The organism is Burkholderia sp. AU6039, assembly GCF_002223365.1.
In the GTDB taxonomy this organism is placed as follows: domain Bacteria; phylum Pseudomonadota; class Gammaproteobacteria; order Burkholderiales; family Burkholderiaceae; genus Burkholderia.
Genome location: NZ_NKFK01000004.1, coordinates 304,493 through 317,856 on the forward strand (window position 1 = coordinate 304,493; position 13,364 = coordinate 317,856).

Here is a 13,364-nt window from a genome sequence, read left to right on the forward strand (position 1 = left end):
CGCCGGGCCGTCCCCAAGGAAGGTGGCCGCCCCCTCGGGGGGCAGTGAACGAATGTGAGCGTGGGGGCTATTCATTACGCAGCCCCCACGTTCGCGAACAGTTGCTGGTCACGCTGCAGATCGCCGCTCGCCTGCACGCGCTTCTTGTGCGCGGCCGCGAAATCGAGCATCCGGTCGATTGGCAGGCGTGCGCGCTCGCCGATCGCGGGATCGACGAAGATCTCGTTGTGACCGCGTTCGAGCACGTCGGCCAGGTTCGCGAGGCCGTTCATCGCCATCCACGGGCAGTGCGCGCAGCTCTTGCAGGTGGCGCTGTTGCCGGCCGTCGGCGCGGCGATGAAGGTCTTGCCGGGTGCCGCAAGCTGCATCTTGTGCAGGATGCCGAGATCGGTTGCGACGATGAAGTGCGTCGCGTCGAGCTTGACCGCCGCATCGATCAGCTGCGTGGTCGAGCCGACCACATCGGCCTGCGCGACGACGTTTTCCGGCGATTCGGGGTGGACGAGCACCTTCGCGTCCGGATACTCGGCGCGCAGCAGATCGAGCTCGATACCCTTGAATTCGTCGTGAACGAGGCACGAGCCTTGCCACAGCAGCATGTCCGCGCCGGTTTTCTTCTGGATGTAGCTGCCGAGATGGCGATCCGGCGCCCAGATGATCTTCTCGCCGCGCGCGTGCAGGTCGGCCACGATCTCGAGGCCGATCGACGACGTGACCATCCAGTCCGCGCGCGCCTTCACGGCGGCGCTGGTATTCGCGTAGACGACGACGGTACGGTCGGGATGCGCATCGCAGAACGCCGAGAATTCGTCGACGGGGCAGCCGAGGTCGAGCGAACAGGTCGCGTCGAGATCGGGCATCAGGATGCGTTTGTTCGGGCTCAGGATCTTCGCGGTTTCGCCCATGAAGCGCACGCCGGCGACGACCAGCGTCTGCGCGTCGTGGTCACGGCCGAAGCGGGCCATTTCGAGCGAATCGGCGACACAGCCGCCGGTTTCGTCGGCGAGTTCCTGCAACTCGGCGTCGACGTAGTAGTGCGCGACCAGCACGGCCTTTTCACGCACGAGCAATACCTTGATGCGCGCTTTCAGCGCGGCCCGCTCTTCGGCGGACGGTGCATCGGGCACCTTGGCCCATGCCTGCCCCACGCCGCACACGGTCCCTGCTGCAACGGGCCGGTCGTACTCGACGGGTTTGATCGTCGATTGCATCTCCATATCTCCTGTCGATCAGAGTTAGCGCTTTAGCGCCCACTCCGATCCCATCCCCTGCGTTCGCCCCGGAGCAACACTTCCACGCTGCCCCAAGCCTCATACCAATCCGGCCCTGCCGAACACCGTTCAAAAACCGGCGGACCAAATAAAAAACCCCGCCAACGCGGGGTTTTTGACGTCCTTAGATTCTAATCGATTTCGAATCAGGCGTAGCGGCGCAGGCGCGTCGCAAATTCCTGCAGCGCCTTGATGCCGCTTTGTTCTGCGCGATGGCACCAATCCTGCAATTGCGCGAGAAGCTGTTCGCGCGATGCGGTCGAACGATCCCAGATCGCGGCGAGATCCTGGCGCAGCTGGAAGTAGGTTTGCAGCTTCTGGCTGTTCGCGAAGATTTCCGGCAGCAGCTTCTTCTGCGGCTCGTCGAGGCCGTCGGCGTCCTTGTGGAACCACTTGCGCGCGCCGCGCATCATCTGGTACTTCTCGCCGCCGATTTCCTTCAGGTGCGCGAGCTCCTGGCGGTACGCACGCTTCACGGCCTTGCCGTAGCGCGCCATCACTTCGTAGCGGTTCGACAGCACGGCCTGCAGCGTTTCCTGGTCGAGCACCGTCTTCGGCTTGTTCAGGCGCGGCGTCGGCGCGACCTTCTTCACCTTCGCCAGACCGAACGCCGACATGATGCGGATGTACATCCAGCCGATGTCGAACTCGTACCACTTGTTCGACAGCTTCGCCGACGTCGCGAACGTGTGGTGGTTGTTGTGCAGTTCTTCGCCGCCGATCACGATGCCCCACGGGAACAGGTTCGTGCTCGCGTCGGCCGAGTTGAAGTTGCGATAGCCCCAGAAGTGACCGAAGCCGTTGACGACGCCGGCCGCCCAGAACGGAATCCAGACCATCTGCACGGCCCACACGGTCAGGCCGATCACGCCGAACAGCGCGACGTCGATCACCATCATCAGGCTGATGCCGAGAATCGGGTACTTCGAATAGACGTTGCGCTCGACCCAGTCGCTCGGCGTGCCGTGGCCGAACTTGCGCATCGTCTCTTCGTTCTTCGCTTCCGCGCGATACAGCTCGGCGCCTTCGAGGAACACCTTCCAGATGCCGCGCGTCTGCGGGCTGTGCGGATCTTCCTCGGTCTCGCACTTCGCGTGGTGCTTGCGGTGAATCGCGGCCCACTGGCCGGTCAGCATGCCGGTCGTCATCCACAGCCAGAGGCGGAAGAAGTGGCTCGCGATCGGATGCAGCTCAAGCGCGCGGTGCGCCTGGCAGCGGTGCAGGTAGACCGTCACGCCGATGATCGTGACGTGCGTGACGGCGAGCGCGAACAGCGCGACCTGCCACCACGAAAAATGCAGGAGCCCGTGGGAAAGAAAATCGAGCAGGGAATTCAACAAGGCAGTTACCTGTGATGAGAGCGACGCCGGCACGCGCCGAGCGTCAGAAAAATGAAAGCATACCGCGTGTAGACCAGAATTTTACTTCAACCGTTCCAAGTCTTTGTAAAAAATGAACATTTTCTTGCCCTGACGCAACAAACCCAGTCCATGGGCGGACTTGGAAAGGCCCGCGATCCGGTTCCGGCCGCGGGGTCGATACGATTGACGACGGCGCGCGTCATGCCGCCGGTGCGTGCCCGTCCACGGCGCCGTTGCCGGCCGTCACACCCGTGGCGGGAAAGGTGTCGGGCAACCCGACGACGCGCACTTCGCGCTGCGGGAACGGAATCGAAATCCCGTGCTCGCTGAACAGGCGCCAGATGTTCCGGTTCACGCTCGAACGCACGCCGGACGTGCCTTTCGCCGAATCCTCGATCCAGAAACCGAGCTCCAGGTCGATCCCGTCCGCTCCGAAACTCACCAGATACGGGGTCGGAGCAGGCTCAGCCAGCACGCGCGGCACGCCCTTGGCCGCATCGGCGAGCAGCGTGAGCGCGTGCTCGACGTCGCTCGTGTACGCGACCTGCACCGCGACCTTCGCGTAGCCGCGCGTCAGGTACGACGACTGGTTCTGCACGACGTCGGTGATCAGCTTTTCGTTCGGGATCAGCGTCTCGTTGCCGTCGAGGCCGCGCACGACCGTGTAGCGCGTGCGGATCTGCGTGACGACGCCCTGCAGGCCGCCGACGCTGATCGCGTCGCCGAGCCGCAGCGAGCGGTCGAGCAGGATGATGAAGCCCGACACGTAGTTGCTGGCGATCTTCTGCAGCCCGAAACCGAGGCCGACACCCACCGCGCCGCCGAACACGCCGAGCACCGTCACGTCGATGCCGACCAGCGACAGCCCGATCAGGATCGCCGCGAACACGAGCAGCGCGCGGCCGACCCGCGACAGCACGACCTTCAGGTTCGCGTCGAGCGTGCTCGCACGTGTGAGGCGATCCTCGAGCACCGAGCCGAGCCACATCGCGACCATCAGCGTCACGCACACCCACAGCGCGCCGGAGATCACCGACAGCAGCGTGAGATGCGCATTGGCGACACGGAACTGCACGCTGTCGAGCCAGCCGAGCACGTCACGCTGGATGCCGAGCACGGTCAGCACCATCGCGGCCCATACGACGGCCGACACGATCTTCTCGACGATCGACAGCCATGCATGCGTGTGGCCATCGCGCGCGAACACGCGCCGCGCAAAGAAGAACAGCACGTAGATCAGCCCGATGCCGAACAGCGGCACGAGCGCGAGCGACAGCAGCGACGTCGACATGAACGGGTCGAACGCGAGCTGCGCGCCGCCCACGAACAGGCCGCCGAACAGCGGGAACAACGCGCGCTTCAGGCTTTGCGCGCCCGCGCCGGGCGCACGTCCGGCCGCCCGGCGGCGCGCGTCGATCCGGCCGTGCACGAAGCGCGCGGCCACCCATGCGAAGCACAGCGCGCCGATGAGGATCGCCGCCTGCCAGATCATCACCGGCTGGTGGAAATCGCGGATGACCAATGCCAGCCGGTGCGACAGCAGGCGGCTCTGCAGATTCTCCATCGTCCGTCCAGCCCGCCGTTACTGCGCAGCGCGCCGTTCGAGCACCGCGGCGAAGAAGCCGTCGGTCGCGTGGCGATGCGGCCACAGCGACAGGTAGTCGCCCGTCTCGAGCTCGATGCGCTGATCGTCCAGCACCTTCTGCGCCGGCACCAGCACGAACTCGGGATGGTCGGCCAGGAACTGTTCGACGATGCGTTCGTTCTCGGCGTCGAGCACGCTGCAGGTCGCGTAGACGAGCCGGCCGCCCTTCTTCACCAGGCGCGCGGCGCTCGCGAGGATCGACGCCTGCTTCGGCGTCAGCTCGTCGATCGCGGTGCGCGTCTGGCGCCACTTCAGGTCCGGGTTGCGGCGCAGCGTGCCGAGGCCGCTGCACGGCGCATCGACGAGCACGCGGTCGATCTTGCCGGCGAGCCGCTTGATCTTCGCGTCGTGTTCGCTGTCGATCAGCACCGGGTTCACGTTCGACAGCCCGCTGCGCGCGAGGCGCGGCTTCAGCTTCGCCAGGCGCTTCTCCGACACGTCGAACGCGTAGAGGCGCCCGGTCGAGCGCATCATCGCGCCCAGCGCGAGCGTCTTGCCGCCCGCGCCCGCGCAGAAATCGACGACCATCTCGCCGCGGCGCGGCGCGACCAGCGAGCACAGCAGCTGGCTGCCTTCGTCCTGCACCTCGATCGCGCCTTCCTCGAACAGCCTCAGGCGCGTCAGCGCCGGCTTGCCGACCACGCGCACGCCGAACGGTGAAAACGGCGTCGCGCCCGCATCGATGCCTTCCGCGCGCAGCCCGTCGATGACCTGGTCACGGCTGGCCTTCTGCACGTTGGCGCGCAGGTCGAGCGGCGCCGGGTAGTTCAGCGCGGCTGCGAGCTGCGCGAGCTCGTCGGCGTCGAAACGGGCCGACAATGCCTGGTGGATCCAGTCGGGCAGGTTCGTGCGGATGCGCACCGGCAGGCTCGCCGGATCGATCTTCGACACGTGCTCGAGCCATGCGGACTCGGTGTCGGACAGGAACGGCTTCAGCGCATTGCGGCCAGCCGTCTGCATCAGGCCGAGCAGCGTGAGGCGTCGCGCAGGCGTGCCCGTGCCGCTCTCGGCGAGATGCGAAAACTCCATCTTGCGGCGCAGCACCGCGAACACGGCCTCGGCGATCACGCCGCGCTCGGCATGCCCGAGCTTCGGATGCGCGCGGAAGAACCGGCTCGTCGTCGCATCGGCAGGGCCGGCGAACTTCAGCACCTCGGCCAACAAAGTCTCGGTCTGGCCGATCAGGAATCCGTGCAGTTTCATACGCCCTCACTCGTTTCGGTATGCGGTTGATCCGCGAAAATCCAGCGCGCCTCTTCCGGCGCCACCACTGCACGGCCGTTCTCGAGGCGCAGACGCCCCTCGATGAACCAGCGCACCGCGCGCGGATACAGCACATGCTCGACCGTCAGCACACGCTGCGCGAGCGCGGCCGCGTCGTCGCCCGCGCGCACGGGCACCGCGCCCTGCGCGACGATCGCGCCGCTGTCGAGTTCGGGAATGACGAAATGCACGCTCGCGCCATGTAGCGCGACCCCCGCGTCGAGCGCCTGCTGGTGCGTGTGGATGCCCTTGAAGCTCGGCAGCAGCGACGGATGGATGTTCAGCAGCCGGCCTTCGTATCGTCTGACGAATGCGGGCGTGAGAATGCGCATGAAGCCGGCGAGGATCACGAGATCGGGCGCGAATCGGTCGATCTCGGCGGCGAGCGCCGCGTCGAAGCTGTCGCGGCCGTCGAACGACCGGTGGTCGACCACCGCCGTCGTCACCCCGTGCGACGCGGCAAATGCCAGGCCGGCCGCGTCGGGCCGGTTGGCGATCACGGCCGCAACCTCGGCCGGCCAGCGTTCCTGCGCGCACGCGCGGACGATGGCCTCCATGTTGCTGCCGCGACCGGAAATCAGGATCACGAGTTTTTTCATCCGCGAATTTTACCATTCGCCCCCGCGTTTCCCCCCTTCTCGGCCGCCGGCCCGCCCGAACGTTTATAATCTTCTGCTTTGCGGCATCCCACCGCCCATTCCCCCGACGCTGCATCCGCTATCGTGAAAGTCTTCCGCGGCCTGCCCAACGCCGAGAGCCGCGCCCCGTGCGCGCTGACGATCGGCAACTTCGACGGTGTCCATCGCGGCCACCAGGCCCTGCTCGCGCGCGTGCGCGCGGCAGCGGACGCACGCGGCCTGCCCGTGTGCGTGATGACGTTCGAACCGCACCCGCGCGAATTCTTCAACCCGGCCGGCGCGCCGCCGCGCATCGCGATGCTGCGCGACAAGCTCGAGGCGCTGCGCGATCACGGCGTCGACCGCGTGGTCGTCGAGCACTTCAACCACACGTTCGCGAGCCAGTCGCCGCAGGCGTTCGTCGAACGCACGCTGGTGAACGGGCTGCACACGCGCTGGATGATGGTCGGCGACGATTTCTGCTACGGCGCGAAACGCGCGGGCACCTTCGACACGCTGCAGGCAGCCGGCGCGCAGTACGGCTTCGAGGTCGAGCAGATGGGTACGGTGGCCGGCAGCGACGGCACGCGCATCTCGAGCTCGGGCGTGCGCGCCGCGCTCACGGCCGGCGATCTCGATGCGGCCGCGCAGGCGCTCGGCCATGGCTATGCGATCAGCGGCCACGTCGCGCACGGGCTGAAGCTCGGCCGCGACCTCGGCTTCCCGACGCTGAACCTGCCGATCGCACACAAGCGGCCGGCGCTCTCGGGCATCTTCGTCGTGCAGGTGCACGGCCTCGGCCCCGCCCCGCTGCCGGGCGTCGCGAGCCTCGGCCTGCGCCCGACCGTCGACGATTCGGGCCGCGTGCTGCTCGAAGTCCACCTGCTCGACTGGCACGGCGATGCCTATGGCAAGCTCATCCGCGTCGAATTCCTGAAGAAGCTGCGCGACGAGGCGAAATTCGACGATCTCGAGGCGCTGTCGCGCGCGATCGCGCTGGACGTCGCGAATGCGCGTGCGTACTTCATCGAGCGCGACCGTGCGCCGGGCAGCCGCGCCACGGGCTTCGCGACGTCGGCCACCGACCGAATTAGCTGATCCGGACGGCGGCGCCCCGCGCCGCACCCTCGCGCCGCCCAGTCGCGCGCATACCCGATTCACGACGCTCGCGCGTCCCCCGAGATTGAGATAGCGATTCCATCATGAGCAACAAGAAAGCCGATTCGAAACCGCAGGCCAAGTATCCGGTCAACCTGCTCGACACGCCGTTCCCGATGCGCGGCGACCTGCCCAAGCGCGAGCCGCAGTGGGTCAAGGAATGGGAAGAGCGCGGCATCTACGAGAAGATCCGCGCGGCCAGCGCCGGCCGGCCGAAGTTCATCCTGCACGACGGCCCGCCGTATGCGAACGGCGACATCCACCTCGGCCACGCCGTCAACAAGATCCTGAAGGACATCGTCGTCAAGTCGCGCAACATGGCCGGCTTCGACGCGCCGTACGTGCCGGGCTGGGATTGCCACGGGATGCCGATCGAGATCCAGATCGAGAAGCAGTTCGGCAAGTCGCTGCCGGCGGCCGAAGTGATGAGCAAGGCGCGCACGTACGCGACCGAGCAGATCGAGAAGCAGAAGGTCGGCTTCAAGCGTCTGGGCGTGCTCGGCGACTGGGCCAACCCGTACAAGACGATGAACTTCGTCAACGAGGCGGAAGAGCTCCGCGCGCTCGGCAAGATCATCGAGAAGGGCTACGTGTATCGCGGGCTGAAGCCGGTGAACTGGTGCTTCGACTGCGGCTCGGCGCTCGCGGAAGCGGAAGTCGAGTACAAGGACCGCACCGATCCGACGATCGACGTGATGTTCGCGTTCGCGGAACCGGAAAAGACCGCGCAGGCGTTCGGCCTGCCGGCGCTGCCGCGCGCCGAAGGCGGCATCGTGATCTGGACCACCACGCCGTGGACGATCCCGGCGAACCAGGCGCTGAACCTCCATCCGGAAATCGTCTACGCGCTGGTCGACACCGAGCGCGGGCTGCTGATCATCGCGGAAGAGCGCGTCGAAGCATGCATGACCGACTTCAAGCTGACCGGCCGCGTCGTGGCAACCGCGCCGGGCGTGAAGCTCGCGGGCCTGCGCTTCCACCACCCGCTCGCGTCGGCTCACCCCGGCTACAAGCGCACCGCACCCGTGTACCTCGGCGACTACGTGACGACCGACACGGGTACCGGCGTCGTGCACTCGTCGCCCGCGTACGGCATCGAGGACTTCCAGTCGTGCAAGGCGCACGGGATGACCGACTCGGACATCATCAACCCGGTGATGGGCGACGGCCGCTACATCGAATCGCTGCCGCTGTTCGGCGGCCTGTCGATCTGGGACGCGAACCCGAAGGTCGTCGACGCGCTGAACGCGGCCGGCTCGCTGCTGCGCAGCGAGCACTACAAGCACAGCTACATGCACTGCTGGCGCCACAAGACGGCGATCATCTACCGCGCGACGTCGCAGTGGTTCGCCGGCATGGACGTGACGCCGCGCGACGGCGGCAAGACGCTGCGCGAAACCGCGCTGGAAGGCATCGACGCGACCGCGTTCTACCCGTCGTGGGGCAAGCAGCGCCTGTTCAGCATGATCGCGAACCGTCCTGACTGGACGCTGTCGCGCCAGCGCCAGTGGGGCGTGCCGATGGCGTTCTTCGTGCACAAGGAAACCGGCGAACTGCATCCGCGCACGCTCGAGCTGCTCGAGGAAGTCGCGAAGCGCGTCGAGCAGTCGGGCATCGAGGCGTGGCAGACGCTCGACCCGCGCGAGCTGATCGGCGACGACGCGAACCTGTACGAAAAGAACCGCGACACGCTCGACGTGTGGTTCGATTCGGGCACGACGCACTGGCACGTGCTGCGCGGCTCGCACAAGGATCAGCTGCAGTTCCCGGCCGACCTCTACCTCGAAGGCTCGGACCAGCACCGCGGCTGGTTCCACTCGTCGCTGCTCACGGCGTCGATGATCGACGGCCGCGCGCCGTACAAGGGCCTGCTCACGCACGGCTTCACGGTCGACGGCGAAGGCCGCAAGATGAGCAAGTCGCTCGGCAACGGCATCGATCCGCACGAAGTCGCGAACCGTCTCGGCGCGGAAATCATCCGCCTGTGGATCGCGTCGACCGACTACTCGGGCGAGCTCGCAATCTCCGAGGAAATCCTCAAGCGCGTGACCGAAGGCTATCGCCGCATCCGCAACACGCTGCGTTTCCTGCTCGCGAACCTGTCGGACTTCGACTTCGCGCAGCACGCGGTGCCGGTCGACGAATGGCTCGAGATCGACCGCTATGCGGTCGCGTTCTCGCAGCAGCTTCAGACTGAGCTGCTCGGCCACTACGAGAAGTACGAATTCCACCCGGTCGTCGCGAAGCTGCAGACGTACTGCTCGGAAGATCTCGGCGGCTTCTACCTCGACGTGCTGAAGGACCGCCTGTACACGAGCGCGGCCGATTCGCGCGCACGCCGCTCCGCGCAGACGGCGCTGTACCACCTGACGCACGGCCTGCTGCGCGTGCTCGCGCCGTTCCTGTCGTTCACGGCGGAAGAAGCGTGGAAGGTGTTCCAGCCGGCCAGCGACACGATCTTCACGGAAACCTACTACGCGTATCCGGAAGTCGACGGCTCGGCCGCGCTGATCGAGAAGTGGGCGCTGCTGCGCGAGGTGCGCGGCAACGTGACGAAAGCGCTCGAGGAAGCACGCACCGCGAACCGCATCGGTTCGTCGCTGCAGGCCGAAGTCGCGGTGCACGCGAGCGGCGCACGCTACGACGCGCTCACGAGCCTCGGCGACGATCTGAAGTTCGTGCTGATCACGTCGGCCGCGACGGTCGTCAAGGTCGACGACGAAGCGCAGGAAAGCGTCGACGTGGCTGCGTCGAAGTACCAGAAGTGCGAGCGCTGCTGGCACTACCGCGAAGATGTCGGCGCGCATGCCGATCATCCGACGCTGTGCGGCCGCTGCTTCTCCAACCTGTTCGAAAACGGCGAAATCCGGAGCGCTGCTTAACCATGGCGAAAACCCTGTCGAAGCCGGCCAGCGGCGCGCTTGCGCCCTGGCTCGGCATTTCGCTGATCGTGATCCTGTTCGACCAGTTGTCGAAGATCGCGATCCTGAAGACGTTCGCGTACGGCGCGCAGCACGAGCTGACGTCGTTCTTCAACCTCGTGCTGGTGTACAACCGCGGCGCCGCGTTCGGCTTCCTGTCGACCGCAGGCGGCTGGCAGCGCTGGGCGTTCACCGCGCTCGGCATCGCCGCGACGCTGGTGATCTGCTTCCTGCTGAAGCGTCACGGCCAGCAGCGGCTGTTCAGCCTGTCGCTCGCGATGATCCTCGGCGGCGCACTCGGCAACGTGATCGACCGGCTCGTCTACGGCCACGTGATCGACTTCCTCGATTTCCATCTCGGCGCCTGGCACTTCCCGGCGTTCAACCTCGCCGATTCCGCGATCACGGTCGGCGCGGTGCTGCTGATCTACGACGAACTGCGTCGCGTGCGCGGCTCGCGCTAAGCGCGCATACTCGGCGTCGACGGCCGGCTTCGCGCCGGCCGTTCCGTTTGACCCTTGGAGGCCTGAGTTGGCACACGCAGAACTCGCAGGAAAACACCTCGTTCTCGGCCTGACGGGCGGCATCGCCTGCTACAAGATCGCCGAACTCACGCGGCTGCTCGTGAAGGCCGGCGCGACCGTGCAGGTCGCGATGACCGAAGCCGCCACCCAGTTCATCACGCCCGTCACGATGCAGGCGCTGTCGGGCCGCCCCGTCTACACGAGCCAGTGGGACGCGCGCGTCGACAACAACATGGCGCACATCGACCTGTCGCGCGAAGCCGATGCGATCGTGATCGCGCCCGCGTCGACGGATTTCCTCGCGAAGCTCGCGCACGGGTTCGCGGACGATTTGCTGTCGACGCTGTGCGTCGCGCGCGATTGCCCGCTGCTCGTCGTTCCCGCGATGAACCGCCAGATGTGGCAGAACCCGGCCACGCAGCGCAACGCAGCGCAACTGCGCGCGGACGGCGTGTCGGTACTCGGCCCGGATTCGGGCGCGCAGGCGTGCGGCGAAGTCGGCGACGGCCGCATGCTCGAGCCCGAGGCGATCTACGAAGCGATCGTCGCGCACTTCGCGCCGAAGGTGCTCGCGCACCGGCGCGTGCTGATCACGGCCGGCCCGACGTTCGAACCGCTCGACCCGGTGCGCGGCCTCACGAACCGCTCGAGCGGCAAGATGGGCTTCGCGCTCGCGCGCGCCGCGCAGCAGGCCGGCGCCGACGTGCATCTCGTCGCGGGGCCGGTGGCGCTCGACACGCCGTGGGGCGTCTACCGCCAGGACGTGCAGACTGCGCAGCAGATGTACGACGCGGTCATGCATGCGGTCGCCGATGCCGACATCTTCATCGCGGTGGCTGCCGTCGCCGACTGGCGCGTCGCCCAGCCGGCCGAGCACAAGATGAAGAAGACGGCCGACCGCAAGATGCCCGAGCTCGCGTTCGTCGAGAACCCCGACATCCTCGCATCGGTCGCGGCGCTGCCCGATCCGCCGTTCTGCGTCGGCTTCGCGGCCGAAAGCGGCGACCTCGACGTGCACGGCGACGAGAAGCGCAAGCGCAAGAACGTGCCGCTGCTGGTCGGCAACCTCGGCCCGCTGACGTTCGGTCGCGACGACAACGAAGTCGTGCTGTTCGAGGCCGCCGGCCTCACGCGCCTGCCGCGCGCACCGAAGGACGAACTCGCGCACACGCTCGTCGCGGAAATCGCGAAGCGCCTGCCCGACAACCGCCTGATCTGATCTCCCGCGCGGCGGCCGTTGCCGCCGCGTCCTTCCCGACTCATCCGACGACCGCATGAAACTCGACCTGAAGATTCTCGACGCGCGCATGCGCGACTACCTGCCCGCCTACGCAACCACCGGCAGCGCGGGCCTCGACCTGCGTGCGTGCCTCGATGCACCGGTCACGCTGCAGCCCGGCGAGACGACGCTCGTGCCGACCGGCCTCGCGATCCATCTCGCCGATCCCGGCTACGCGGCGCTGATCCTGCCGCGCTCGGGCCTCGGCCACAAGCACGGCATCGTGCTCGGCAACCTCGTCGGCCTGATCGATTCCGACTACCAGGGCCAGCTGATGGTCTCGACGTGGAACCGCGGCCAGACCGAGTTCGTGCTGAATCCGTTCGAGCGGCTCGCCCAGCTCGTGATCGTGCCGGTCGTGCAGGCGCAGTTCAACATCGTCGACGACTTCGCGCAAAGCGATCGTGGCGAGGGCGGCTTCGGCAGCACCGGCCGCCACTGAACGACGCAACAAAAAAAGGGGCCTCGCGGCCCCTTTTTCCATTCCTTCGCCGTCATTCCTCGACGGATTGTGCGATCCGCGCGGGCGCCAGGTCGCGCTGCCGCGATTGCGCCACGATCGCATAGATCACCATCGCGACCAGCACGCCGAGCAGCACGGCCGACGAGCCGATCGTGCCGAGCGCGAGGCCGCCCTTCGCCACCGGCTTCGTCAACAGGTCGCCGACCGTCGCGCCGAACGGGCGCGTGAGCACGAACGCGGCCCAGAACAGCAGCACGCCGGAGATCCGCGTGAAATAGTGCGCCAGCACGATCACCGCGAGCAGCCCGCCGATCAGCAGCGCGCCGCCACCGAAGCCGAGCCCCGAACTGTCCGCGAGGAAGTCACCGAGGGCCGTGCCGAGCGTGTTCGAGAACAGGATCGCGATCCAGTACAGCAGTTCGACCTTGCGCGTGCGGATCATGTCGACCGACAGCGATTCGCCGCTGAGGCGCCACACGGCGAAGATCGCCAGCAGGATCGCGACGAGAATCGACGAGCCGGCCGCATAGCCGAGGCCGAGGGTACGATCCATGAAGTCGGACATCGTCGTGCCGGCCGTACTCGTCGCGACGATCACGGCCCAGTAGATCGCCGGGCGATAGCGTGTCGTCCTGAGCTGCGCGCCCAGTGTCACGAGAAAGAAGCCGAACAGCAGGATGGAGCTCACCGCGTAGCCGACGTTCAGCGTCATCGACAGCAGGTCGCCGCCGGTTTCGCCGAGCGTCGTCGCGCAGATCTTCATGATCCAGAACGCGAGCGTGATTTCGGGAAGTTTGTTCATTCGAACCCCTTTTGCAGGAAAGCGGCAGGCCGGCGCGTGCCGGCCTGCCTTGCAGACAGG

11 protein-coding genes are annotated in these 13,364 nt (G+C 66.8%); 5 read left to right on the plus strand and 6 right to left on the minus strand.

Translation table 11 applies throughout. The features are described from left to right. Positions 1–74: 74 nt before the first annotated feature. The 5 genes from nadA to purN form a co-directional block, all read right to left on the minus strand. The gene (gene nadA / locus CFB39_RS14075) at positions 75–1,211 is read right to left on the minus strand and encodes a quinolinate synthase NadA (protein ID WP_089473789.1); all 1,137 of its coding nucleotides are present in this window, start codon (positions 1,209–1,211) and stop codon (positions 75–77) included. Positions 1,212–1,417: 206 nt separating this feature from the next. Then, positions 1,418–2,611, minus strand: a complete 1,194-nt coding sequence (locus CFB39_RS14080; RefSeq protein ID WP_089426146.1) for an acyl-CoA desaturase — start codon at positions 2,609–2,611, stop codon at positions 1,418–1,420. A gap of 220 nt (positions 2,612–2,831) precedes the next feature. Further along, positions 2,832–4,196 carry a mechanosensitive ion channel family protein gene (locus tag CFB39_RS14085; protein ID WP_089473424.1) on the minus strand — a complete coding sequence of 455 codons (1,365 nt, stop codon included), beginning with the start codon at positions 4,194–4,196 and terminating at the stop codon, positions 2,832–2,834. 18 nt (positions 4,197–4,214) lie between these two features. Further along, positions 4,215–5,480 carry an RsmB/NOP family class I SAM-dependent RNA methyltransferase gene (locus CFB39_RS14090; RefSeq protein WP_011352957.1) on the minus strand — a complete coding sequence of 422 codons (1,266 nt, stop codon included), beginning with the start codon at positions 5,478–5,480 and terminating at the stop codon, positions 4,215–4,217. Further along, entirely contained in the window at positions 5,477–6,139 is a 663-nt protein-coding gene (purN, locus tag CFB39_RS14095; protein ID WP_089473425.1) for a phosphoribosylglycinamide formyltransferase, read from the minus strand. Before purN ends, CFB39_RS14090 begins: the two co-directional genes overlap by 4 nt. A 123-nt stretch (positions 6,140–6,262) precedes the next feature. Here purN and CFB39_RS14100 point away from each other — a divergent pair, with 123 nt between their 5' ends. The 5 genes from CFB39_RS14100 to dut all read left to right on the plus strand — a co-directional run bounded on the left by CFB39_RS14100 (position 6,263) and on the right by dut (position 12,481). Further along, the gene (locus CFB39_RS14100; protein ID WP_089431602.1) at positions 6,263–7,255 is read left to right on the plus strand and encodes a bifunctional riboflavin kinase/FAD synthetase; all 993 of its coding nucleotides are present in this window, start codon (positions 6,263–6,265) and stop codon (positions 7,253–7,255) included. A gap of 104 nt (positions 7,256–7,359) precedes the next feature. Beyond that, the gene (ileS, locus tag CFB39_RS14105; RefSeq protein ID WP_089473426.1) at positions 7,360–10,197 is read left to right on the plus strand and encodes an isoleucine--tRNA ligase; all 2,838 of its coding nucleotides are present in this window, start codon (positions 7,360–7,362) and stop codon (positions 10,195–10,197) included. A gap of 2 nt (positions 10,198–10,199) precedes the next feature. Then, positions 10,200–10,700, plus strand: coding sequence for a signal peptidase II (gene lspA / locus CFB39_RS14110; protein ID WP_069248662.1), 501 nt, complete (start codon positions 10,200–10,202; stop codon positions 10,698–10,700). 67 nt (positions 10,701–10,767) lie between these two features. Then, positions 10,768–11,979, plus strand: coding sequence for a bifunctional phosphopantothenoylcysteine decarboxylase/phosphopantothenate--cysteine ligase CoaBC (coaBC, locus tag CFB39_RS14115; protein ID WP_089426151.1), 1,212 nt, complete (start codon positions 10,768–10,770; stop codon positions 11,977–11,979). A gap of 55 nt (positions 11,980–12,034) precedes the next feature. Further along, entirely contained in the window at positions 12,035–12,481 is a 447-nt protein-coding gene (gene dut / locus CFB39_RS14120; protein ID WP_057926079.1) for a dUTP diphosphatase, read from the plus strand. Between the two features lie 52 nt (positions 12,482–12,533). Here dut and CFB39_RS14125 read toward each other — a convergent pair whose 3' ends face one another. Next, positions 12,534–13,304: a hypothetical protein gene (locus CFB39_RS14125; RefSeq protein WP_089473427.1), complete on the minus strand. Its 771-nt coding sequence runs from the start codon at positions 13,302–13,304 to the stop codon at positions 12,534–12,536. Positions 13,305–13,364: the final 60 nt, after the last annotated feature.

Coding starts and splice junctions, on each gene's coding strand:
- dut (WP_057926079.1), top strand. CDS start 12,035: ATGAAACTCGACCTGAAGATTCTCGACGCGCGCATGCGCGACTACCTG.
- nadA (WP_089473789.1), bottom strand. CDS start 1,211: ATGCAATCGACGATCAAACCCGTCGAGTACGACCGGCCCGTTGCAGCA.
- purN (WP_089473425.1), bottom strand. CDS start 6,139: ATGAAAAAACTCGTGATCCTGATTTCCGGTCGCGGCAGCAACATGGAG.
- CFB39_RS14125 (WP_089473427.1), bottom strand. CDS start 13,304: ATGAACAAACTTCCCGAAATCACGCTCGCGTTCTGGATCATGAAGATC.
- CFB39_RS14090 (WP_011352957.1), bottom strand. CDS start 5,480: ATGAAACTGCACGGATTCCTGATCGGCCAGACCGAGACTTTGTTGGCC.
- lspA (WP_069248662.1), top strand. CDS start 10,200: ATGGCGAAAACCCTGTCGAAGCCGGCCAGCGGCGCGCTTGCGCCCTGG.
- CFB39_RS14085 (WP_089473424.1), bottom strand. CDS start 4,196: ATGGAGAATCTGCAGAGCCGCCTGCTGTCGCACCGGCTGGCATTGGTC.
- ileS (WP_089473426.1), top strand. CDS start 7,360: ATGAGCAACAAGAAAGCCGATTCGAAACCGCAGGCCAAGTATCCGGTC.